Annotated in this window: 22 protein-coding genes, 2 rRNA genes and 2 other annotated features; all 24 genes read left to right on the plus strand. The window is 37.7% G+C overall.

Annotated features, from left to right (window positions below; genetic code table 11):
• A 23S ribosomal RNA gene (locus tag KQI49_RS14180) occupies positions 1–114 on the plus strand; the annotation flags it as partial.
• A 212-nt stretch (positions 115–326) separates the two neighbouring features.
• Positions 327–442: ribosomal RNA gene (gene rrf / locus KQI49_RS14185) — 5S ribosomal RNA — on the plus strand.
• Positions 443–983: 541 nt separating this feature from the next.
• Positions 984–1,448: a CtsR family transcriptional regulator gene (locus KQI49_RS14190; RefSeq protein ID WP_216489943.1), complete on the plus strand. Its 465-nt coding sequence runs from the start codon at positions 984–986 to the stop codon at positions 1,446–1,448.
• Positions 1,449–1,489: 41 nt separating this feature from the next.
• Positions 1,490–2,035 carry a protein-arginine kinase activator protein McsA gene (mcsA, locus tag KQI49_RS14195; protein WP_216489944.1) on the plus strand — a complete coding sequence of 182 codons (546 nt, stop codon included), beginning with the start codon at positions 1,490–1,492 and terminating at the stop codon, positions 2,033–2,035.
• Positions 2,032–3,102 (plus strand): protein-arginine kinase McsB, encoded by a 1,071-nt coding sequence (mcsB, locus tag KQI49_RS14200; protein ID WP_216489946.1) that lies wholly within the window; start codon positions 2,032–2,034, stop codon positions 3,100–3,102. The genes mcsA and mcsB overlap by 4 nt, the downstream gene beginning before the upstream one ends.
• Positions 3,103–3,114: 12 nt before the next feature.
• On the plus strand, positions 3,115–5,541 hold the full coding sequence (gene clpC / locus KQI49_RS14205; protein WP_216489948.1) for an ATP-dependent protease ATP-binding subunit ClpC: 2,427 nt from the start codon (positions 3,115–3,117) through the stop codon (positions 5,539–5,541).
• A 318-nt stretch (positions 5,542–5,859) separates the two neighbouring features.
• Positions 5,860–7,227, plus strand: a complete 1,368-nt coding sequence (radA, locus tag KQI49_RS14210) for a DNA repair protein RadA (RefSeq protein ID WP_216489951.1) — start codon at positions 5,860–5,862, stop codon at positions 7,225–7,227.
• Positions 7,228–7,435: 208 nt separating this feature from the next.
• Positions 7,436–8,539 carry a PIN/TRAM domain-containing protein gene (locus KQI49_RS14215; protein WP_216489953.1) on the plus strand — a complete coding sequence of 368 codons (1,104 nt, stop codon included), beginning with the start codon at positions 7,436–7,438 and terminating at the stop codon, positions 8,537–8,539.
• 187 nt (positions 8,540–8,726) lie between these two features.
• Positions 8,727–10,196, plus strand: coding sequence for a glutamate--tRNA ligase (gene gltX, locus KQI49_RS14220; protein ID WP_216489955.1), 1,470 nt, complete (start codon positions 8,727–8,729; stop codon positions 10,194–10,196).
• 131 nt (positions 10,197–10,327) lie between these two features.
• Positions 10,328–10,552 (plus strand) — a binding site (T-box leader).
• 187 nt (positions 10,553–10,739) lie between these two features.
• Positions 10,740–11,387 carry a serine O-acetyltransferase gene (cysE, locus tag KQI49_RS14225; protein WP_371817577.1) on the plus strand — a complete coding sequence of 216 codons (648 nt, stop codon included), beginning with the start codon at positions 10,740–10,742 and terminating at the stop codon, positions 11,385–11,387.
• A complete protein-coding gene (cysS, locus tag KQI49_RS14230; protein WP_216489958.1) occupies positions 11,377–12,783 on the plus strand; it encodes a cysteine--tRNA ligase in 1,407 nt (468 codons plus the stop codon). Before cysE ends, cysS begins: the two co-directional genes overlap by 11 nt.
• Complete coding sequence (locus tag KQI49_RS14235; RefSeq protein WP_216489960.1) at positions 12,780–13,178, plus strand: Mini-ribonuclease 3; 399 nt, start codon at positions 12,780–12,782, stop codon at positions 13,176–13,178. Before cysS ends, KQI49_RS14235 begins: the two co-directional genes overlap by 4 nt.
• Before the next feature lies 1 nt (position 13,179).
• A complete protein-coding gene (gene rlmB, locus KQI49_RS14240; RefSeq protein ID WP_216489962.1) occupies positions 13,180–13,923 on the plus strand; it encodes a 23S rRNA (guanosine(2251)-2'-O)-methyltransferase RlmB in 744 nt (247 codons plus the stop codon).
• Positions 13,924–13,925: 2 nt separating this feature from the next.
• Positions 13,926–14,432, plus strand: coding sequence for an NYN domain-containing protein (locus KQI49_RS14245; protein ID WP_216489964.1), 507 nt, complete (start codon positions 13,926–13,928; stop codon positions 14,430–14,432).
• Between the two features lie 213 nt (positions 14,433–14,645).
• Positions 14,646–15,260, plus strand: coding sequence for an RNA polymerase sporulation sigma factor SigH (gene sigH, locus KQI49_RS14250; protein WP_216490149.1), 615 nt, complete (start codon positions 14,646–14,648; stop codon positions 15,258–15,260).
• Positions 15,261–15,389: 129 nt separating this feature from the next.
• Entirely contained in the window at positions 15,390–15,539 is a 150-nt protein-coding gene (gene rpmG, locus KQI49_RS14255) for a 50S ribosomal protein L33 (protein ID WP_216489966.1), read from the plus strand.
• A gap of 30 nt (positions 15,540–15,569) precedes the next feature.
• Complete coding sequence (secE, locus tag KQI49_RS14260) at positions 15,570–15,743, plus strand: preprotein translocase subunit SecE (protein ID WP_216490151.1); 174 nt, start codon at positions 15,570–15,572, stop codon at positions 15,741–15,743.
• A gap of 878 nt (positions 15,744–16,621) precedes the next feature.
• Positions 16,622–17,155: a transcription termination/antitermination protein NusG gene (gene nusG, locus KQI49_RS14265; protein ID WP_216489968.1), complete on the plus strand. Its 534-nt coding sequence runs from the start codon at positions 16,622–16,624 to the stop codon at positions 17,153–17,155.
• A gap of 167 nt (positions 17,156–17,322) precedes the next feature.
• The gene (rplK, locus tag KQI49_RS14270) at positions 17,323–17,748 is read left to right on the plus strand and encodes a 50S ribosomal protein L11 (protein WP_216489970.1); all 426 of its coding nucleotides are present in this window, start codon (positions 17,323–17,325) and stop codon (positions 17,746–17,748) included.
• Between the two features lie 139 nt (positions 17,749–17,887).
• Complete coding sequence (gene rplA / locus KQI49_RS14275; protein WP_216489972.1) at positions 17,888–18,586, plus strand: 50S ribosomal protein L1; 699 nt, start codon at positions 17,888–17,890, stop codon at positions 18,584–18,586.
• 71 nt (positions 18,587–18,657) lie between these two features.
• Positions 18,658–18,796 (plus strand) — a sequence feature (ribosomal protein L10 leader region).
• Positions 18,797–18,859: 63 nt separating this feature from the next.
• The gene (gene rplJ, locus KQI49_RS14280) at positions 18,860–19,369 is read left to right on the plus strand and encodes a 50S ribosomal protein L10 (RefSeq protein WP_216489975.1); all 510 of its coding nucleotides are present in this window, start codon (positions 18,860–18,862) and stop codon (positions 19,367–19,369) included.
• Between the two features lie 49 nt (positions 19,370–19,418).
• Entirely contained in the window at positions 19,419–19,784 is a 366-nt protein-coding gene (rplL, locus tag KQI49_RS14285; protein WP_216489976.1) for a 50S ribosomal protein L7/L12, read from the plus strand.
• Between the two features lie 123 nt (positions 19,785–19,907).
• Entirely contained in the window at positions 19,908–20,516 is a 609-nt protein-coding gene (locus tag KQI49_RS14290; RefSeq protein ID WP_216489978.1) for a class I SAM-dependent methyltransferase, read from the plus strand.
• 603 nt (positions 20,517–21,119) lie between these two features.
• Positions 21,120–24,653: a DNA-directed RNA polymerase subunit beta gene (rpoB, locus tag KQI49_RS14295; RefSeq protein ID WP_216489979.1), complete on the plus strand. Its 3,534-nt coding sequence runs from the start codon at positions 21,120–21,122 to the stop codon at positions 24,651–24,653.
• Positions 24,654–24,774 lie beyond the last annotated feature (121 nt).

Below are 24,774 nucleotides of genomic sequence, written 5' to 3' on the forward strand. Positions count from 1 at the left end.
CCCATCATTTTAAATGAGTAAGATCCCTCAGAGACGATGAGGTTGATAGGTCCGAGGTAGAAGCGTGGTGACACGTGAAGCTGACGGATACTAATTGATCGAGGACTTAACTAACTTTTATCTATGTGATGTCATTGACCTCTACTCTTATCTAGTTTTCAAGGTATAAATTAATAAGAAATAACTTTTTTCAAAAAAGACTTGCATTTTTAACTTGAAATAACTATAATAGTTCTTGGCTTTAATAAAAAGGTCAACAAGTTACAAGTTCTGTCAGTAATTTACTCAATTCAACAAGGAGTAACACAGAACAACTAAGTTATAGGTCTGGTAGCAATAGCGAAGAGGTCACACCTGTTCCCATATCGAACACAGAAGTTAAGCTCTTCAGCGCTGATGGTAGTTGAGACTTTGTCTCTGCGAGAGTAGGACGCCGCCAGGCAGATGAAAACATCTAATACATTATTATTAGATGTTTTTTTGTGCATAAAATTAACATATTCATTTATCTAGATTTAGTTTTAAAGGATAATGGAATAACGTTAACAAATCAGGTTTTAAATGTTTAGCTTTTGTCTATAGTATTTGATAGTAGTAACTTCATTTATATGAAAACTATTTAATAAGTTTAGTCAAAGAACTAATCGGGTAATAATTATTAGAGTAGAAAGTATTATTATGGCGGAGTAGAAACAACCTTAAGATATCCTGTAATCAATATTGAAAGTTCCTATAAAAACAGGATTCATTTACTGATCTTCAACATATACTATACTACGTAAATGAGAGACCTCAATAGTCAACCAACTCCCTTTTAAAATTAAGACCATTAACTTCATTGAGCAACACGATATTTATTTGCAATGATACGAAATTACGGTATAATAAAATTATAGTCAAAGATAGTCAAAGTCAAGGTATAAACCATCATAATATGGAAACAACTTGTATTACGCTCACCAATGAAGAGGGGGGTGATGGTTATGCGCAATATCTCTGACATTATTGAGGAATATTTAAAAAAGAAGTTAAGTGATAAAGGAAAAAATGTGATTGAAATCAAGAGAAGCGAGATTGCTAATCAATTTCAATGTGTTCCTTCTCAAATTAATTATGTTATCAACACACGGTTTACGATTGAAAAAGGGTATCTTGTGGAGAGTAAGCGTGGCGGAGGAGGATATATAAGAATTATAAGAGTTGAGCATCAGAGTGAAGCTGACATGATTGATGATATTATTGGAATGATAAACCCAACCGTCACACAACAGATGGCAGTCGATATTCTAAATCGTCTCTTAGAGGAAGAAATTATTACTGTGCGTGAGGCAAGGATGATGGCAAGCATTATTGACCGTGAAACTTTGGCAGTACAATTGCCAGCGAGGGATGAAATACGTGCCCGCTTGCTAACAGCAATGTTAACAACATTAAAATATATACATTAATTGAACATATTATATAACCCTAGCTGCAGAGGAGGAGAATTATGGAATGTCAAGAATGCCATAAACGTCCAGCAACACTTCACTTTACACAAGTGATTAACGGTAATAAAACAGAAGTTCATGTTTGTGAAGTATGTGCTAAGGAAAAAGGCTATATGTCTTTTCCGGATGAGGCTTACACTTTACACAACCTCATTACCGGCCTTTTCGATTTCGATTCGTCCATCAATCCACAAAAGAAAGCTCATCTTAAGCAATCAAAGGAATTACAATGTCCTAAATGTGAAATGACTTTTTCTGATTTTAAACGACTTGGAAAATTTGGTTGTGCTGAGTGTTATAATACATTTTCATCAAAATTAGATCCCGTGTTTCGTCGGGTTCATAGTGGTAACACGCTTCATCATGGTAAGATTCCTAAGCGAAAAGGTGGGCATCTCCATCTAAAAAAAGAACTTGACTCTTTAAGAATAGAGCTTCAGTCTCTTATTAAAAATGAAGAATTTGAAAAAGCTGCTACGATTAGAGACCAAATAAAGGATTTAGAACAAACAATCAAGAATAAAGAGGAGGGGGAAGCAGAGTGACACTGAGCCATTTTATAGATGAAGCTATTAGTCCATGGATGCGTGATCAAGGGCCTGACAGTGATATCGTTTTGAGTAGTCGAATACGCTTGGCAAGGAATTTTTCAGAAGCTACTTTCCCCCTAATTGCTGATAAGGAAGAATTAGAGCATATTAAAACGTTTATGAAAGATGAATTCGCAGATGGCACTTTCCAAGACAATGTTAATTTTGAGTTTATTCCAATGCAAGATATCAGTTCAGTGGAGCAAAGAGTATTGATTGAAAAGCATTTGATAAGCCCCTTGTTAGCCAAAAAAAGTGCACAAGGTGCTGCTGCTATGATTTCTCAAAGTGAAAAGATTTCAGTTATGATTAACGAAGAAGATCATGTAAGGATACAGCTTTATTTTCCGGGATTGCAATTGTCAAAAGCTCTTGAGAAAGCTTTTGAATTTGATGATTGGTTGGAAGAAAAGATAAATTATGCTTTTGACGAAAGTAGGGGTTATCTAACGAGCTGTCCAACAAATGTAGGTACAGGTATGAGAGCGTCTGTTATGATGCATCTTCCTGCTCTAACGATGACTAAGCAACTCACTCGAATGGTTCCGGCTATTAATCAACTTGGTTTAGTTGTTAGAGGTATTTATGGTGAAGGCAGTGAAACAATAGGGAACTTATTTCAAATATCTAATCAGATTACACTAGGAAGAACTGAAGAAGATATCATTGAAGATTTACAAAGTGTTGTTCATCAATTAATTGAACACGAAAGACAGGCGAGAAAACGTTTAATGGAACGGTCTGGTACAAAATTAGAAGATCGTATTTATCGTTCTCTAGGAACATTAGAATACAGTCGAATCATCGAATCCAAAGAAGCAGCGAGATGTTTATCAAATGTCCGTCTCGGGATCGATTTAGGAATCATTAAACATATTTCACGTAATATACTTAATGAATTAATGGTTTTAACTCAACCAGGATTTTTGCAGCATTATGCTAAGAAAACATTAAAAGCGAATGAGCGTGATATTTTACGAGCTTCTCTTATTCGTGAGCGTCTACAATTAGAGAAAAAGTAGGAGGAAGATTATATGATGTTTGGTAGATTTACAGAAAGAGCGCAAAAAGTTTTGGCACTTTCCCAGGAAGAAGCTGTACGACTTGGTCACAACAATATTGGAACAGAGCATATATTATTAGGGCTTGTCCGTGAGGGAGAAGGAATTGCAGCAAAGGCGCTAGAGTCACTAGGCTTAAAAGTATCCAAAATACAAGAAGAAGTTGAAAGCTTAATTGGTGTAGGTAAGCAACCAATGCAAACCATTCATTATACACCTCGAGCAAAGAAAGTTGTTGAACTTTCCCAAGACGAAGCTCGGAAGTTGGGCCACTCTTATGTTGGAACAGAGCATATCTTATTAGGGTTAATTCGAGAAGGAGAGGGAGTTGCAGCACGAGTCTTAAATAACTTAGGTGTCAGTCTTAATAAGGCTAGACAGCAAGTGCTTCAATTACTAGGAACCAATGAATCACAAGCCGGAAAACAAGGGAGATCGAAAGCTTCAAGTGCCAATACACCGACACTCGATTCTCTAGCCCGTGATTTGACAGAAATCGCTCGCGAAGGAAATGTTGATCCAGTTATTGGTAGGAGTAAAGAAATTGAACGTGTTATTCAAATTTTAAGTCGTCGTACTAAAAACAACCCTGTCTTAATCGGAGAACCTGGTGTTGGAAAAACATCTGTGGCAGAAGGATTAGCACAGGAGATTGTTGACAATGAAGTTCCTGAAACGTTACGTGATAAACGTGTCATGACGCTTGATATGGGTACAGTCGTTGCTGGAACAAAATATCGAGGCGAATTTGAAGATCGTCTTAAAAAAGTTATGGAAGAAATACGTCAAGCAGGAAATGTTATTCTTTTCATTGATGAATTACATACATTGATCGGAGCAGGTGGTGCAGAAGGAGCAATTGACGCTTCCAATATTTTAAAACCATCACTTTCTCGTGGAGAACTACAATGTATAGGTGCAACAACGCTAGATGAATACCGTAAATACATTGAAAAAGATGCTGCCTTAGAAAGGCGATTCCAGCCCATTCAAGTTGATGAACCTACATTAGATGAAACAGTAAAAATCTTAAAAGGTTTGCGTGATCGCTATGAAGCCCATCATCGTGTTACCATCACAGATGAGGCGATTGAGGCAGCTGCAAATCTATCAGATCGATATATTAGTGAGCGCTTCTTACCAGATAAGGCAATTGATTTAATTGATGAAGCGGGTTCGAAAGTACGTTTACGTTCTTATACAATTCCACCTAATTTAAAAGAATTGGAACAAAAACTTGAAGAAGTGCGGAAGGAGAAGGACGCCGCAGTCCAAAGCCAGGAATTTGAAAAAGCAGCATCCTTACGGGATTCAGAGCAACGTCTTAGAGAAGAACTCGATACAACCAAAGAAGAGTGGAAGGAAAAGCAAGGTAAAAAGGACTCTAAAGTGACAGTTGAGGATATTGCTAGCGTCGTCTCGATCTGGACGGGTGTACCAGTGTCTAGGTTGACTAAAGATGAAAGTGATCGTTTGCTGAACATGGAAGATACACTCCATAACCGGGTGATTGGGCAAGAGGAAGCAGTAGATGCAGTATCTAAAGCTATTCGCAGAGCAAGAGCAGGCTTAAAAGATCCCAAGCGTCCTATAGGGTCATTTATTTTTCTAGGTCCAACGGGGGTTGGAAAAACAGAACTTGCTCGGGCACTCGCTGAAGCAATGTTTGGCGAAGAGGATGCGATGATTCGGATTGATATGTCCGAATACATGGAAAAACACACAACCTCACGTTTAGTTGGCTCTCCTCCAGGATATGTCGGTTATGAGGAAGGTGGACAATTGACGGAAAAGGTTCGACAAAAGCCTTATTCTGTTGTCTTACTTGATGAGATAGAGAAAGCCCATCCAGAAGTATTTAATATATTACTTCAGGTATTAGAAGATGGAAGATTGACAGACTCAACTGGCCGGGTGGTTGATTTTAGAAATACCGTGTTAATTATGACATCCAATGTCGGGGCTGAACAATTAAATCGCGATAAATATGTTGGCTTTACTCTTGATGATGCAAGTCAAGACTATAAAAATATGAAAGAAAAAGTAACTGAAGAGATGAAAAAAGCATTCCGTCCAGAATTTCTAAACCGTATTGATGAAACAATTGTCTTCCATTCACTTGAAAAAGAACATATGAAAGAAATAGTTCAATTAATGATTGAGCAGCTCAAGGAGCGCTTATTGGAACAGGAAATCGACTTATCATTAACTGATAAAGCGGTGGAAAAAATAGCCGAGGAAGGCTATGAACCTGAATACGGCGCACGCCCTTTACGTCGATCCATTCAGAAAAATATTGAGGATTTGTTATCTGAAGAACTCCTGAAAGAAAACATTAAAAAAGGCGAAAAAGTGAAGGTAGGCTTAAACAACAAGGGACATTTTATAGTACTAACTTAAAACTGTGATATGTGTCATTTTTAATTCAAATTAAATAACATGTTATGTTTAAAAACTAGAAGATTTTAATCTTCTAGTTTTTATGTTCTTACTGACTAACCAGTTGTTTGTTGGATTAAATATAACTTGCACTGTTTAAAACTGTTATAATTAATCTATAAAAAAAGACTGAAGTCTATGACCAGTTAATATCGTGATAAACATAACGATAGAGCAGGAGTTACGGCAAATATATGGAAAAATATTTCCAAACTGATAGAATGCTGTAACCTCTATGTTACTTTAATCGTATATAATAGAAAATGGAGGATTGACATAGTGGCAAAAAGAAAAACTAAATTTGTGTGCCAAGATTGTGGCTATGAATCAGCAAGATGGATGGGGAAATGCCCAGGTTGCCATCAATGGAACACACTAGTAGAAGAAATTGAAAGTTCATCAAAAAACAAACATGTGCCGACAAGTAGTCAGCACATAAGCAAACCAGAAAAGATTACTCAAATTGAATCAACCGATGAGCCACGTATGAAAACTCCCATGAAAGAGTTTAACCGTGTTCTAGGTGGAGGTATTGTTCCTGGGTCACTTGTATTGATAGGTGGAGACCCGGGGATTGGAAAATCGACCCTCTTGCTGCAGATTTCCGCACATCTCGCTGAAAAGCAGCTCCCTGTATTATATATATCAGGTGAAGAGTCGACTCGTCAGACAAAAATTAGAGCGGACCGCTTAGGAGTAGCACAAGATTTATTATTTGTGTTAGCTGAAACGAACTTATTTGATATTGCTAATCAAATTGAAGCCATTAAACCATCATTTGTAGTTATTGATTCCATTCAAACGATTTATCGAGAAGAAATCCAAAGTGCTCCAGGAAGTGTATCCCAAGTCCGCGAATCAACGAGTGAATTGATGAGATTAGCTAAGACATTAGGAATACCTATTTTCATTGTTGGTCACGTGACAAAAGAAGGAGCTATTGCGGGTCCACGTATGCTTGAGCATATGGTTGATGCGGTTCTTTACTTTGAAGGGGAGAGACATCATACCTATCGTATTTTAAGAAGTGTTAAAAATAGGTTTGGTAGCACACATGAAATGGGTATTTTTGAAATGAAAGAAGAAGGCTTGAGGGAAGTTATGAATCCCTCTGAAGTGTTTTTGGAAGAAAGGTCAGAGGGGGCTGCTGGCTCGACAGTTGTGGCTTCCATGGAAGGAACACGACCGGTACTAGTTGAAATTCAAGCGCTTATTGCTCCTTCTAGTTTTGGAAATCCACGTCGAATGGCAACAGGAGTAGATAATAGTCGAGTGCCACTTCTTATGGCAGTATTGGAAAAACGAGTAGGTCTGCTTCTTCAAAATCATGATGCTTATATTAAAGTCGCTGGGGGAGTTAAACTCGATGAGCCTGCGATTGATTTAGCCATCGCCGTTAGTATTGCATCGAGCTTTAGAGATCATCCAACAAAACCAGATGATATTTTTATCGGAGAAGTTGGTTTGACAGGAGAAATTAGACGGGTATCCAGAATCGAACAGCGGGTTCAAGAAGCAGCGAAATTAGGATTTAATCGGGTGATTTGCCCACAAAATAACTTGGATGGGTGGAAGATTCCTGACAACATCCAAGTAGTAGGAGTCAGTACAGTACAAGAAGCGCTAGATATCAGCTTAGAGCGCTAGTGTATGGTAGCTTTTACCAAAAAATGTATGTTGAATCTTCAAATAAAAATCTTTGACTTTGGGTAATTAGTATGATAAAATTTTACGTTTACTAGTTTGAATGTTTTTATTTCCTATGCTATGATTTAATACATAACATAGATAATTTTTAATCATATTGGTTATTTTTACAATAAATAGGCAATAATATTGGTGAGGAGGTGACTTGATGCTGAAAAATATCGTTCATTTGTTTTTCATTATTACGGGTGGAACCTTAGGTTATTTGTACATGCCATCACTAATTACATGGCTAGACTTTACAAGTGCCGGTTGGGTCTCGTCACCCTATACAGGTACAGTATTAGGAGCAATTATATTATTTTTCGTTTCGTATTTAATAGCGGATTATATTGTTGGTTTTTTGAAATGGGTAGAAGAAGCACTTATTAAAGTACCTGTTGGAGATTTGTTTTTTGGAAGTGTAGGATTGATTATTGGTCTAGTCATCGCATATCTAATCAATATTACCCTACAAGATATTAATATTAAAGTGGTTTCACAAATTTTACCGCTATTTATTACCATTTTATTAGGTTACTTTGGTTTTCAGGTTGGTTTTAGAAGGCGAGAGGAATTTGTAAACTTACTTAATGTTAATAAGAAAGAGCGAGATAAGAAACGTTCAGTGGTTGAGGAAGAAGTTGTGAGCTCTAATAATCATTCAAGGGCAAAGATTTTGGATACAAGTGTGATTATTGATGGAAGAATTGCCGATATTTGCCAGACGAATTTTTTAGAAGGCACCCTTGTAATCCCTCAATTTGTTCTTGGGGAGCTGCAACATATTGCGGATTCTTCGGATGTCTTGAAACGTAATAGAGGGCGACGAGGTCTTGATGTTCTTAACCGAATTCAAAAAGAGCTACCCGTTGAGGTAGAGATTTATGAAGGAGACTTTGAAGAGATTCAAGAAGTTGATAGTAAACTAATTAAACTTGCCAAAGTGATTGATGGAATTGTCGTTACTAATGACTTTAATTTGAATAAAGTATGTGATTTACAAGGTGTACGGGTTCTAAATATCAATGATTTAGCCAATGCTGTTAAACCAGTTGTACTTCCGGGAGAAGAATTAATGGTGCAAGTTATTAAAGATGGTAAAGAGCAAAATCAGGGTATTGCTTATCTTGATGATGGTACAATGATTGTAGTTGAAGAAGGAAGAAATTACATTGGTAAATCAATTGAAGTATTGATTACGAGTGTTCTACAAACCTCAGCAGGACGAATGATATTTGCCAAACCGAAATTACTTGAAAAAGCTCTATAAAAACGGTATAACTATAATGTACATTAACAAACAGAAAGTGATAACAATCGTGTTATCACTTTCTGTTCTGCTAGAGAAAATAATGAAACATGATAGAATAGTATGGGAACATATTGAAATGTGGAACTCATTTATTTTAGATATTTGTTAATAAAAGATTGGTGAATAAGGAAGGGGTAACAATATCATGGAAAAAGAAGTACGTGTTCGCTATGCTCCTAGTCCAACGGGGCATCTACATATCGGGAATGCGCGAACAGCTTTATTTAACTATTTATATGCCAGACATTTTGACGGAAAGATGATTATTCGTATTGAAGATACTGACGATAAACGAAATGTTGCTGGTGGAGAAGAAAGTCAGCTGAAATTTTTAAAGTGGTTAGGTATTGACTGGGATGAAGGTGCTGATATTGGTGGAGATTATGGGCCATATCGGCAAATGGAACGCTTAGACACTTATCAAAAATACATTGATGAGCTACTTGAAAAAGATCTTGCTTATAAATGCTATATGACGGCTGAAGAATTGGAACAGGAACGTGAAGAACAGCGTGCTAAGGGACAAGTCCCTAAATATTCAGGTGCGCACAGCAACTTAACTCAAGAACAAATTGACGCATTTGAAAAAGAAGGTCGTCAGCCAAGTATTCGTCTTCGTGTACCAGAAAATAAAACATATAGATTTAGTGATATAGTTCGAGGCGATATTACGTTTGAATCGAGCGACTTTGGTGATTGGGTTATCGTAAAGAAAAATGGTATTCCCACATATAACTTTGCAGTCGTGATCGATGACTATCTAATGAATATTACAGATGTCCTTCGCGGGGAAGAGCATATTTCTAATACGCCGCGTCAAATGATGGTTTATGAAGCCTTAGGCTGGGAACCACCGCGTTTTGGACATATGACACTTATTCTTAATGAAGAACGTAAAAAGTTAAGTAAACGCGACCAACACATTATGCAATTTATCGAACAATATTATAATAGTGGTTTCTTGCCTGAGGCGCTCTTTAACTTTATTACTTTATTAGGCTGGTCTCCTACAGGTGAAGAAGAGATCTTTGATAAAGATACATTAATTGATATTTTTGATCCTGATCGTTTATCTACCTCTGCTGCTATTTTTGATCAACAGAAATTGAAGTGGATGAATGGCGAGTACATTAAAAAGGCAGATGTTAAAGATGTCATTGACCTTGCCATGCCATACTTAATTGAGGCAGAGAAGCTACCAAAAAATATGGATGACGAACAGAGGGCATGGGCGGAAAAGGTTATTGCCCTTTATCAAGAGCAGTTGCATTATGGCCAAGAAATTATCGAGTTAACTGATTTATTTTTCAAAGAATCGATTGAATATGATGAAGCGGCGATGAAGGTTCTTGAAGAAGAGCAAGTTGTCGAAGTGTTGCAAGTTTTGGCAGATAAGCTAATTCATCTAGATGATTTCAATAAAGATGAGATTAAAGCCCAAATCAAAGCAACACAAAAAGAAACAGGACATCGAGGAAAAAAACTATTTATGCCAATTCGTGTAGCGACAACAGGTCAAACTCATGGTCCGGAATTGCCACTAGCTATTGAGTTATTAGGTAAAGATACAATTGTTAAGCGTCTTGATGAAGTATTAAAGCGTCTTAATGCATAAGTCAATGTTAATAATGACTTTATAGTAAGTTGAAGTTTTTAATTCACAATCTGTGAATACTGTAATATAGTAAGTATTAACTAAAAGGCATTAAACATGACGTGCTTTACTTAGCTTATTTATAAAATCAATAAAGAGCGTTGAAGAGGGAAAGTAAATATCGCCCCACTTATCCAGAGAAAAGTCACCACCGGCTGAGAGTGATTTTAAGTGACGGTATTGAAGTGCCCCTCGGAGCCCATTATGGAAACGTTAGTACATGATGGCGGATCACTCTACCGTTAACCAGGGCCAAGTTGGGGGATTCTCATAGAGTATCTTCAAACAGAGTGGAACCGCGTCTAGGCGTCTCTGTGTAATGATTACACAGAGGCGCCTTTTTATTTGTTTAGGAAACTATAACATTAAAACTGCGTGGCAAAAACCACCACTACGTTTTTCTGCTTAAGCATTTCGGGGCTAACCGGGCGCCCCACGCTTTTGTTCATTTTTTATTTTATTTTTTAAATGAGGGAGGTCATAGAAGTGAGTTTTTTAAAAAAGATGAAGGAAGATATGGATATTGTGTTTGAAAAAGATCCTGCAGCTCGGACGTATTTTGAAGTGTTTTTAACTTACTCAGGACTTCATGCTGTTTGGAATCATCGGATTGCACACTTTTTTTATAATAGAAAATTATATTTTATTGCCCGGGCAATCTCTCAGTTTAGTCGATTTTTAACTGGGATTGAAATTCATCCTGCTGCACAAATAGGACGTCGGTTTTTTATTGACCACGGTATGGGGGTTGTCATTGGGGAAACATGTAAAATAGGTAATGATGTCACGGTTTTCCAAGGTGTCACTCTTGGGGGAACCGGGCATGAAAAAGGGAAGCGGCATCCTACGATTGAGGATCATGCGTTAATTGCTACTGGAGCTAAAGTTCTTGGATCCTTTACCGTAGGAGAGTATGCAAAAGTGGGTGCTGGATCAGTTGTTTTAAAGGATGTACCACCACACTCTACCGTCGTTGGTATTCCAGGAAAAGTCGTTGTTCAAAATGGTAAGAAGGTGAAATCTGCGGATAGCTTTGATCATCACAAGATGCCTGACCCGGTTGAGGAACGATGTAAGACTTTGCAAAAAGAGATAGATGTCCTAAAACAAGAAATAAAAAACATGAAAGAAGGGAATCAGCATGTCAATTAAAATTTTCAACACATTAACTCGTGAAAAAGAAGGGTTTAAACCATTACAAGATGGCAAAGTGAGCATGTACGTTTGCGGGCCGACAGTTTATAATTACATTCATATAGGTAATGCGCGACCTGCGATTGTATTTGATACGGTTCGTCGTTATTTTGAATATAAAGGCTATGATGTCACTTATGTTTTAAATTTTACAGATATAGATGATAAAATTATTCAAGCAGCACGTGATATGGAAAAAAACACATTAGAGGTAGCTGATAAATTTATTGATGCCTATCTTAAGGATGTAAAAACATTGGGCGTTAAAGAAGCAACTTATCATCCTCGCGTGACGGAAACAATTAATGAGATTATTCAATTTATTCAAGACTTAATTGACAAAGGTTTTGCATATGAAGCAAAAAACGGAGATGTTTACTTTAAACCGAGAGACTTTGATGGGTACGGTAAACTTTCACATCAATCGATTGATGAGTTAAGGTCCGGAGCTCGGATTCAAGTTGGTGAAGCTAAAAATGATCCACTCGACTTCGCGTTATGGAAAAAAGCAAAAGATAGTGAAACGGCGTGGGATTCACCATGGAGTAAAGGACGTCCCGGTTGGCATATTGAATGTTCTGCCATGGCGAAAAAATATTTAGGTGAAACGATTGATATTCACGCTGGGGGGCAAGATTTGACATTTCCGCATCATGAAAATGAGATTGCACAATCTGAAGCCCGTAATGGTGAACCATTTGCTAATTACTGGATGCATAACGGGTATATTAATATTGACAATGAGAAAATGTCGAAGTCTCTTGGGAATTTTGTACTAGCGAGAGAGCTAATCGAAGCTCACGATCCGCAAGTCATACGCTTTTTTATGTTGAGCGTTCATTATCGTCATCCCATTAATTTCTCGCATGAGCTCCTGGAAGCTACTAAAAACAGTTTGGATCGAATTAAAACGGCCTATTTTAATTTAGAACATCGTAAACAGGCAAGTATGAATTTTGAAGTGGATTCTAAAGAATGGCTGGATAAAATTAAAGAATTTAAGGAGCGATTTATTGAGGAAATGGACGATGACTTTAATACAGCCAATGCCATTTCTATTCTATTCGACATTGCCAAAGAAGCAAATGTATATTTAGAATCAAAGCAAACCTCAACAGATGTGCTTGAAGCTTTTCAAAAAAGTATCTCCTTGATTTTAAATGTGCTTGGTATCTCTATCGAGGAAGAGCAAGAACTGCTAGATGAAGATATTGAAGCGCTTATTGAAGAACGAAATGAAGCGAGAAAAAAACGTAACTTCGAGCGAGCAGATGAAATTAGAGATCTTTTAAAAGAAAAAGATATTATTCTCGAAGATACATCTCAAGGGGTTCGCTGGAAAAGAGGCGAATGACTGTGGACGTTAAACAAATGAAAAGTCTGGCACTGGCTTATATGGGAGATGCTGTCTATGAAGTGTATGTACGTGAGCATCTCCTTAAGACAGGTCAGGTTAAGCCGAATCAATTACATCAGCAAGCAATTAAATATGTCTCCGCTAAAGCACAGGCTAAGATTATATTATCTTGGCTTGATGAGGGCTTTTTAACGGATGAGGAAGAACGGGTTGTCTATCGAGGCAGAAATGCAAAATCAGGATCAGTACCAAAGAATACGAGTGTTCAAGCGTATCGTTATAGTACAGCATTTGAAGCGTTAATCGGATATCATTACTTGTTGAATAACGCTATTCGATTAGCGGAACTACAAGAGGCGTCAATTATATTTATTGAAAGGAGGAATAAGTAAGATGGCACAAGACATGATTATAGGTAGAAACCCTGTTATTGAAGCTTTAAAGTCTGGCCGTTCGATTAATAAATTAATGGTGTCAGAACAGATGAATGATAGAGTGTACCGTGAATTACAGCGGCTCAGTAAACAAGCAGGTGCAGTCATTCAAAAGGTCCCTAAGAAAAAAATTGATCAATTGGCACAAGGTAATCATCAAGGTGTGATTGCTTATGTGGCATCATATGAATATGCTTCCTTGGATGATTTATTCGCCAAAGCAGAAATGGAAAATGAGGAGCCTTTTTTCATTATTTTAGACGAGCTAGAGGACCCACATAACTTAGGCTCTATTTTAAGAACAGCCGACGCCGCGGGGGTACATGGCATTATTATCCCAAAGCGTCGATCTGTCGGTCTTACTGCAACAGTTGCTAAAACGTCAGCGGGTGCAATTGAATATATACCAGTTGCTCGCGTGACGAATATTTCAGATACAATTTCTGAACTAAAAGAAAGACATGTTTGGGTTGTGGGAACTGAAATGGAAGCCACTGAAGATTACCGGGAATTGGATGGTCTATTGCCTATTGCTTTAGTCATTGGCAATGAGGGTAAAGGAATGAGTCGACTCGTAAGAAAAAATTGTGATTGGACGGTAAGCCTTCCCATGAAGGGAAACGTCTCGTCATTGAATGCGTCAGTTGCATGTAGTCTATTATTGTATGAAGTCTACCGAAAAAGGTATCCAGTAGGTGAGTAGCCGTGGAGATATTAGTCGTTGATGGATACAACATCATAGGTGCATGGGACGAGCTGGAACGATTAAGAGATATTGATATGAGTCAAGCACGCGATCGCTTAATTGAACTGATGGCTGAGTATCAAGCATATTCAGGTGATCGCGTGATTGTTGTATTTGATGCTCATGAAGTATATGGAATGGAAAGCAAGTTTAAGCAGCATAAGGTTGAAGTCATTTATACGAAAGAAAAGGAAACAGCTGATGAATGCATTGAGAGACTCATAAAAACAATAAAAAACGTTCAAAATCAAGTGTACGTGGCAACCTCTGATTATACTGAGCAACGAACCATTTTTAGCCAAGGTGCCTTAAGAAAATCTGCTCGAGAGCTTTATATTGAAGTTAAGAATATGAATCAAGATATTGCCGAACGTCTTGAAACACGCCAGAAAGTAACACCCAAATCTAAAATAATTTTAGATGATGATATTATGGCAGTATTTGAAAAATGGAGACGAGGCAAATAGAAAAATTGCATTTTAGGATGGTGATTTATTGACTTTAGCCATCAGAGCGGAGTGAATTTTCAAACACCTTTTGTCAAAATCCCTTTAAATCAAGCCTTGTAGCTATTGTTTTATTGCTGACCTTGTTGTATAATGTCTTTTATATTGACTGCACTATGAATCAGGGGGTTATTCTAGGTGAGCGTCAAGCAATTGATATTAGACAATGAACAAATGCTTCTGCTTGATGATGATGGACTTTTAGCCTTAGTTCGTCAAGATAATAATCAGGCACTGGATATACTAATAAACAGATATAAAAATTTTGTCCGTGCTAAGGCGCGAACTTACTTTTTAATCGGTGCCGATCGAGAGGACATTATACAAGAAGGTATGATTGGTCTTTATAAGGCGATACGTGATTATGATGGGGACAAGCTGGCATCTTTTCGAGGCTTTGCTGAATTATGCATTACTAGACAAATTCTAACTGCAATTAAGATGGCAACAAGACAAAAACACATTCCTTTAAACTCTTATGTGTCACTGGACAAGCCGATTTACGATGAAGAGTCAGATCGAACGTTATTGGATGTCATTACAGGAGTTGAAGCAATCGATCCACAGGAACTGCTCATAAATAGGGAGAAGTTTGGTGATTTACAAGTTAAATTATCGGAATTATTAAGCGACTTGGAAAGAAAAGTATTAGATTTATATGTTGAAGGACGTACATACCAAGAGATATCTATTGAATTGAAAAGACATGAAAAGTCAATTGACAATGCAATTCAGCGGGTAAAGCGAAAACTAGAAGAAGTATTAAAAACAGAGGGTATAAATACATAAAGAAGCTAATCCGTAAAAAAAGTAGCTGTGCTGCGCAAATTCAGAGGTGTCTATCGAAATTTGCGTTGACATAATATGATAAAAATGCTACATTTGAACAGTGAAAACCCTTCAATGGGGTGATATATAATGGGTAAAAAAATTACATTAGCGTGTGCAATTTGTTCAAGTAGGAACTATTCAACAAATAAAAATGCTTCAACCAACCCCACACGACTAGAAGTACAAAAGTTTTGTAAAACATGTGGGACACACACGTTGCACCGTGAGACTAAATAAAGATGCATTTTCGGTTAGATTTCGGGGGGTATAAGCATGTTTAAGTTTCTGAAAAACGTATCAAGAGAAATGAAAAAGGTAACCTGGCCAACAGGTAAGGAATTATCTAGTTATACGGTTACTGTCATCGCAACGGTTGCTTTCATAGCAGTTTTCTTTGCGGCCATTGATGCACTTATCTCTTTCTTTTTAAATATGTTATAAATCTTTTTATTGAATAATTTAATTAAGTTTATGCTATAATGTAGATAAATAAAAGAAACGAAAAAACCCGTCTTACGGGTTTTTTATTATTGTGTTTTTTTACTAGTGAATAGACTTAGTGAAATATTGGGAAATTGTTAGGTGCGTATTATCCATAAACTGCGACACAGTGAAGATTAGTTATTTGATTATTTTAATCCTTGAAAATTGAGTGCGTGCACCTCGCTTCGGCAGAATACTTCGCTTTCCATGGGCACGACTTCAGCCTTCTCGAGGAAACCACTCTGCGGGGTCTTCAGATTCGCGCTATTCCCATAGGACAAGGAAAGCTTCGAAGCATTACATCGCACGAAGAAAATTGTTTTGTATTTTCGAGGAGTTTTCGTATTCTGCCTACGCTATTATGGACTCTGCAATTTGCAATAAGGCATTTCTTACTAAGATTGATTATTACAGACATCTTCATATCACGAGAGACAACTACTATAACTGCTATAAGCGGAGGAAAAAATGCGGAGACTCCTGGGGCTGCAGCAAGCATCGCCCCACCGAAAACCTTTGTGGGAGCTAATGTTTTCGGTGGGACGAGCATTTAGCGCAGTCCCAGAGGCCTAGATGAGACCTCGCAAAGCGTAGCTCGAGGAGGCTCAACAGCCGCCCACGGAAAGCGTAGCGTTTTTTCCGTAGCGTTTGGATTACCGCTTACTTTAAAAGGGTGGGAAGAGAGTCTTCGTTGAAATTCCGTCGCAGTTTATATCAACTTCACAAGAAGTGGTAAATTGAGATTTATTAAAATTTTGGAGAACTAGTAATTAAAATATGAGTTATACAACAATCGTTAAGGGAGGGAATGGGCAATTATATTTGTCCTATGATGTATGGAGAAACAATGGTATGTAGTTCATACTTATTCAGGTTATGAAAATAAGGTAATGACGAATTTGCTTAAGCGAGTTGAAACGATGGGAATGGAGGATAAGATTTTCCGTGTGATTGTACCCGAAGAAGAAGAAACAGAAATTAAAGATGGTAAAAAGAAAGTTTCTAAGAAAAAATTCTTTCCAGGCTATGTTTTAGCAGAAATGGTTATGACGGATGATTCTTGGTATGTAGTAAGAAATACACCAGGTGTAACTGGCTTCCTCGGTTCTAGTGGGGGAGGAACAAAACCAACCCCATTATTACCAGACGAAGTAGATTCCATATTAAAGCGAATGGGGATGACCGAATCCACAGTCCATATTGACTTTGAAGTAAAAGAAAACGTTCGTGTCACAGATGGACCATTCTCCAACTTTACAGGAACAATTGAAAATATTGATGTAGATAAACAAAAAGTAAAAGTACATGTCAATATGTTTGGAAGAGATACCCCAGTTGAATTAGACTTTTCGCAAATCGAAAAACTTTAATGGATACGTTTATCAGCTGGAACCCGAAAGAAACACTTGCATTATTCTTATTTTCATGCTAAAATTCTTTTGTTATTCGTCACAAATTAAACATTGTGTCAGAGAAAACATGAGTGGGAGGGGACAAGTCCCCTGTGACCACATCACGAACTAAGGAGGTGTGTTTCGTGGCTAAAAAAGTAATTAATGAAATTAAACTACAAATCCCAGCAGGGAAAGCAAACCCAGCACCGCCAGTTGGACCAGCATTAGGTCAAGCAGGTATTAACATCATGGGTTTCTGTAAAGAGTTTAACGCGCAAACACAAGATCAAGCTGGAATGATTATCCCAGTAGAAATTACGGTGTTTGAAGACCGTTCATTCACATTTATCACTAAAACTCCACCAGCTGCTATTTTGTTGAAAGATGCAGCAGGTATCGACAAAGCGTCCGGTGAGCCGAACAAAACTAAAGTTGCAACGGTAAAACGTGATAAAGTAAAAGAAATTGCTGAATTAAAAATGCAAGATTTAAACGCTGCTGATGTTGAAGCAGCCATGCGTATGGTTGAAGGAACCGCTCGCAGCATGGGAATTACAATCGAAGACTAATGAACCTGAATATAAATAGGTTGCGGTAGTATTTCTTTCGCAGCCTATTGATTTGCCCATGTATGTGAGGTTTACAGAAACAACCGGTTTCTGTAAGTGGGAGGTATAACCGTTATCACCACAATAGAGGAGGATTAAAATGGCTAAAAAAGGTAAAAGATATCAAACGGCTGAAAAGCTAGTTGATCGTTCAAAAGTTTATGATATAAAAGAAGCTATTGAAGTATTAAAAGAAACAGCAAAAGCTAACTTTGATGAAACTGTCGAAGCAGCTTATCGTTTAGGTGTTGACACTAAGAAGGCGGATCAACAAATCCGCGGTGCGATGGTTCTACCACATGGTACTGGTAAAACGCAGCGTGTTCTTGTATTCGCGAAAGGTGAGAAGCTAAAAGAAGCTGAAGCAGCAGGCGCTGACTACGTTGGTGACCAAGAACTTATTAACAAAATTAATCAAGGATGGTTTGATTTTGATGTGATTGTTGCTACACCAGATATGATGGGTGAAGTTGGAAAACTTGGTCGTGTTCTAGGACCTAAAGGTTTAATGCCAAACCCTAAAACTGGCACAGTAACTTTCGAAGTTGAAAAAGCTGTTAAAGATATTAAAGCCGGTAAAGTGGAGTATCGCGTAGATAAATCTGGTAATGTTCATGTACCGATTGGAAAAGCTTCTTTTGATAATGAAAAACTAATTGAAAACTTTGAAGCAATTACAGATACGCTCGCAAAAGCACGCCCACATTCACTTAAAGGTAACTATGTAAAAAACGTTTCTGTTACTTCAACGATGGGCCCTGGTATCAAAGTAGATGCTTCTGAATATTTACGTTCATAGTAGATACTTATCATCTACGTCATAATTAATTCTTGACATTTGCTTAAGGGTTAGTTAAACTTATATTCGTTAAAAATAAATATGTTGTACCGTAGACAGTAGGAGCAGATAATGCTTAATAGCCTACCGAGGTGTTTATGAACAAATATATGCATGTTATTTGTTATATAAGAGCCTTCATGTCTACATGGAGGCTTTTTTAATGGACTTGACTCGTCAGATGTTTATCCTTTGATGTACGGTATAATAATTAAATTCTTAGGAGGTGGATGTATGTCTAACGTTATTGAAAAGAAAAAGCAAGTAGTTGAAGAGATCACTGAAAAATTTAAAGCTAGCCAAACAACAGTGTTGGTTAACTATCGTGGTCTGGATGTAGCTGCTGTTACAGATTTACGTAAACAATTACGTGATGCAGGTGTTGATTTTAAAGTATATAAAAATACTATGTCTCGCCGTGCTGCTGATAAAGCAGAACTAAGTGAATTGAATGAAACATTAGTCGGACCAACAGCAATTGCATTTAGCGAAGACGATGTTATCGCACCGGCTAAAATCCTTAACAATTTCGCGAAAGAACATGACGCCCTTGAAATTAAAGGAGGCATTATCGAAGGTGAAATTGCAACTCTAGATCAGATTAAAGAACTTGCTGAACTTCCAGGATACGAAGGAATGGTATCTATGTTGCTTAGCGTGTTACAAGCACCTATTCGTAATCTTGCTTATGCAACAAAAGCTATTGCAGATGAAAAAGAAGAACAAGGCGAAGATGCTGAGTAATTCTTTACGGTAAAAATAAATTAAAATTAAAAATCAGGAGGAAATAGACATGACTAAAGAACAAATTATTGATGCAATTAAAGAAATGTCAGTTCTTGAATTGAACGACTTAGTTAAAGCAATTGAAGAAGAATTCGGAGTAACTGCAGCAGCACCAGTTGCCGTAGCAGGTGGAGCAGGCGGCGGTGAAGCAGCTGAAGAACAAACAGAATTTGATGTTGTTCTTAACGATGCAGGTGCTTCTAAAATTAAAGTTGTTAAAGCAGTTCGTGAAATTACAGGTCTTGGCCTAAAAGACGCTAAAGATATGGTAGATAACGCCCCTAAAGCGATTAAAGAAGGCGTAAGTAAAGAAGAAGCTGAAGAAGTAAAAGGAAAACTAGAAGAAGCAGGCGCTGGCGTAGAAGTTAAGTAAGCTTGTTTGATAAATTAAAGCTCGTCGATACACTTAACGACGAGCTTTAATTTACTTAAATATCCGCCTTAATCGATTTATTTAAACCTTCACTAAGCCAATACGTCATAAAGTAGGTGTAAAATGACAGAGCATTACTTTTCCCAACAACCCCAATCAAAAAGTTCACCCAAGACGTGGAAATATAAATTACGAAATAAGACTTATTCATTTACAAGTGATGTCGGCGTATTCTCAAAAAATGAAGTGGATTACGGATCTAGACTACTGATCGAGAATTTTGAAGAACCTACAGTTGGAGGAAACTTCCTGGATTTAGGGTGTGGCTATGGACCAATTGGCATTTCAATTGCTGGAAGTTATCCAAATCGTCAAGTTTATATGACCGACGTGAACGAACGTGCATTAAACTTAGCAAATCGTAATTTGGAACAAAATCATATCCAGAATGTATCGCTTATTCAAAGTGATCTTTTTTCTGAGCTTGACGCCCACCAGTTTGCTGCTATTTTGACTAACCCTCCTATCCGAGCGGGAAAGAAAGTTGTCCATGCTATTTTTGATGAGAGTCATCAGGCTTTAGAACCTGGTGGAGAGTTATGGGTTGTCATTCAAAAGAAGCAAGGTGCACCTTCTGCAAAGAAGAAACTGAGTACGCTATTTGAAAAAGTAGACGTAATTGATCGTAGTAAAGGATATTATATTTTAAGAGCAATGCGAAGTAAGTGTTGAATTTTAATGGCGAACTATAAACTAGCAGGAAAAGTTTGACCCTATATTCCAGTTGTGATAGTATAATATAATGCTAACATGGAACATTTCCGTCATGGAGACTTTAACACAAAACAAGTATAAAAAAGCCATGGGTGGAAAGAATGATAAAATGTCTAAAAAATGGAAAGCAATATTTGTGTTGTTTTAAAGATGTCTTTAAGATTTCTGAGATAACATCAATTATTGCCTTTTGTCATTAGAGGGGAGTGTAAACTTCCAAGCGGTTCCTTATAGTATGAGATGGTGAGAGGTTGATAAAAACCTTTTTCTATTTTTAAATGATAACTTATTATCTGTTCGTTGGCAAGTGGGTCCTTTGTCAAATTGATGATAATTCATCTTGCTAGTAATTAGTTTAATCTTGCATACGACTTTGTGAATCCCATGGTCAGAACAGGCTTTTATGTTTAGTCTGTTTTTAAAGGTTTTTACAGTTATAAGAAAATGTAAACTTTAAATTTAATGAAAAAGTTTGCATTTTAAAATAAATACTTAATCTTATGTGAGTTAGATAATCTATTTCACATAATAAAAAAGCATCAGATTTGAGAGGTGAAGCAGTTGGCAGGTCAACTAGTTCAATATGGACGACACCGGCAGCGTAGAAGTTATGCGCGTATCAGTGAAGTATTAGAGTTACCTAATTTAATTGAGATTCAAACAGCTTCTTATCAGTGGTTTCTAGAGGAAGGCTTGCGAGAGATGTTTAAGGACATCTCGCCAATTGAAGACTTTACTGGCAACCTATCTTTAGAATTCGTCGATTATAGTTTAGGAGAACCTAAGTATCCAGTCGAGGAATCTAAAGAAAGGGATGTGACTTATAACGCGCCACTACGTGTTAAAGTTCGCTTAATTAACAATGAAACAGGCGAAGTCAAAGAGCAGGAAGTCTTCATGGGAGATTTTCCACTTATGACTGATACAGGAACGTTTATCATTAATGGAGCTGAACGTGTCATTGTATCGCAACTCGTTCGCTCGCCAAGCGTTTATTATAGTGAGAAATTTGATAAAAACGGCAAAAGAGGCATAACGGCCACCGTTATACCTAACCGTGGTGCTTGGATGGAATTTGAAACTGATGCAAGAGATGTAGCTCATGTACGTATTGATAGAACAAGAAAGCTTCCCATCACAGCCTTACTACGTGCTTTAGGGTTTAGTACAGATCAAGAGATTATTGACTTGATTGGTGAAAATGAATACCTAATTAATACATTAGAAAAGGATAACACCGAGACAACTGAGAAGGCCTTACTTGAGATATACGAACGTTTGCGTCCAGGTGAGCCACCTACAGTTGAGAATGCTAGAAGTTTATTATATTCACGATTTTTTGATCCTAAACGATATGATTTAGCTCCAGTTGGTCGTTACAAGATGAATAAGAAGTTGAATATTGTAAATCGCTTATTTAACCAGGTGCTAGCTGAGCCAATTGTTGATCCTGAAACTGGTGAAGTATTAGCTCAAAAAGGTGATAAATTAGAGCGGAAGCTACTTAACAAGATTATTCCGTACCTAGAACAAGAGGAAGATAAACTAGGTGAAACAATTTATGAACTTGATGAGGCTGTTTTGGAAGAACCGGTTCATGTCCAGATGGTTAAAATATTCGACCCAACGGATCCTGAAGGTGAAAGAGTTCTAAATGTAATCGGTAATGCATCGATTGATTCAGATGTTAAGAATATTACACCGGCAGATATCTTGTCATCCATCAGTTACTTTTTCAACTTACTGCACAGAGTCGGTAATACAGATGATATCGATCACTTAGGTAATCGACGTCTTCGCTCTGTTGGAGAATTACTGCAAAACCAATTCCGGATCGGCCTCTCCCGTATGGAAAGAGTTGTGCGTGAGCGTATGTCTATTCAAGACACATCAAGCATTACACCACAACAGTTAATCAATATTCGTCCGGTTATAGCTTCAATTAAAGAATTCTTTGGTAGTTCGCAGCTATCCCAGTTTATGGATCAAACAAATCCACTTGCGGAACTGACACATAAGCGTCGTCTATCAGCATTAGGGCCTGGAGGTCTGACGCGTGAGAGAGCTGGCTTTGAGGTCCGTGACGTACACTACTCACATTACGGCCGTATGTGTCCGATTGAAACACCAGAGGGACCGAACATCGGATTAATTAACTCTTTATCAAGTTATGCGAAAGTAAATAAATTTGGTTTCATTGAAACACCTTATCGTCGGGTTGATCCTGATACAAATAAAGTGACTGCAACCATTGACTATTTAACGGCTGATGAAGAGGATCAATACGTTGTTGCTCAAGCCAACGCTCATTTAGATGAGGATGGTAGTTTTGTGGCTGAAGAAGTTATTGCTCGTTTTCGTGGTGAAAACACAGCTGTTCCTCGTGATCAAATTGATTACATGGACGTATCACCAAAACAAGTGGTATCAGCGGCAACGGCATGTGTTCCATTTCTAGAGAACGATGACTCTAACCGTGCTCTTATGGGAGCGAATATGCAGCGTCAAGCGGTACCACTGTTAGATCCTGAGTCACCTATCGTAGGAACTGGTATGGAATATGTATCCGGAAAAGATTCGGGTGCTGCAATTATTTGTCGGAATGACGGTGTCGTGGAACACGTAGAAGCGAAAAAAGTAATTGTTAGACGTGTGTCTGAGGTAGATGGCAAGGAAGTTAAAGGTGATGTTGATCATTACCGACTAGAGAAATACATTCGTTCAAACCAGGGTACATGTTATAATCAGCGTCCGATTGTCGCAAAAGGTGACCGCGTCACTAAAGGTGAAATTTTAGCAGATGGTCCATCAATGGAAAAAGGTGAACTCGCTTTAGGACGTAATGTTCTTGTAGGCTTTATGACTTGGGAAGGTTATAACTATGAGGATGCCATCATTATGAGTGAAAGATTTGTTAAAAACGATGCCTATACTTCAATTCATATTGAAGAATATGAATCGGAAGCTCGTGATACGAAACTCGGACCTGAAGAAATCACAAGAGATATTCCAAACGTTGGAGAAGATGCACTTAAAAACTTGAACGAAAGTGGAATTATCCGTGTGGGTGCGGAAGTGACTGATGGTGACATTTTAGTTGGTAAAGTCACCCCTAAAGGAGTGACAGAGTTATCTGCTGAAGAACGTCTATTACATGCCATCTTTGGTGAGAAAGCACGTGAGGTACGGGATACATCACTAAGAGTACCGCATGGTGCAGGTGGAATCGTCCATGATGTTAAAGTATTTAACAGAGAAGATGGCGATGAACTATCACCAGGTGTAAATCAGCTTGTTCGCGTCTATATTGTTCAGAAGCGTAAAATAGCTGAGGGAGATAAGATGGCTGGTCGCCACGGGAACAAGGGTGTTATTTCTAAAATCTTACCTGAAGAAGATATGCCGTTCTTACCAGATGGTACACCAATTGATGTTATGTTAAATCCACTAGGTGTCCCTTCACGTATGAACATCGGACAGGTATTTGAATTACATCTAGGTATTGCAGCTAGGGAATTGGGCATTCATGTTGCAACACCTGTATTTGATGGTGCAACTGAACAAGATGTATGGGAAACCCTGGAAGAGGCAGGCATGTCACGTGATGCTAAAACCGTTCTCTATGATGGAAGAACAGGAGAGCCATTTGATAACCGAGTGTCGGTTGGAATCATGTATATGCTTAAACTTGCCCATATGGTTGATGACAAGTTACATGCACGCTCCACTGGACCATACTCTTTGGTAACTCAACAACCATTAGGTGGTAAAGCCCAGTTTGGTGGTCAGCGTTTTGGAGAAATGGAAGTTTGGGCGCTAGAAGCTTATGGTGCAGCTTATACACTGCAAGAAATACTAACCGTCAAATCAGATGATGTGGTTGGACGTGTGAAAACTTATGAATCAATTGTTAAAGGTGAAAATGTACCCGAAGCTGGAGTGCCAGAATCATTTAAAGTTCTTATTAAGGAACTTCAAAGCTTAGGTATGGATGTCAAAATTCTTTCAAGTGATGAGGAAGAAATTGAGATTCGCGAATTAGAAGATGATGATTCACAAACAGCCAGTAAATTGAACTTAGAAGTAGAACAATAATATAAAGATTTGAGACTGAGGCATAAGTAATGTAAAGCGAATGTATTAAGGGATATTTCTTTTAATATACACTTTTTAAGTCAGCGTATGAAAAATACGTAGACTCCTTGAAAAAGGAAAT

The sequence above is a fragment of the Virgibacillus sp. MSJ-26 genome, from assembly GCF_018918075.1.
In the GTDB taxonomy this organism is placed as follows: domain Bacteria; phylum Bacillota; class Bacilli; order Bacillales; family Amphibacillaceae; genus MSJ-26.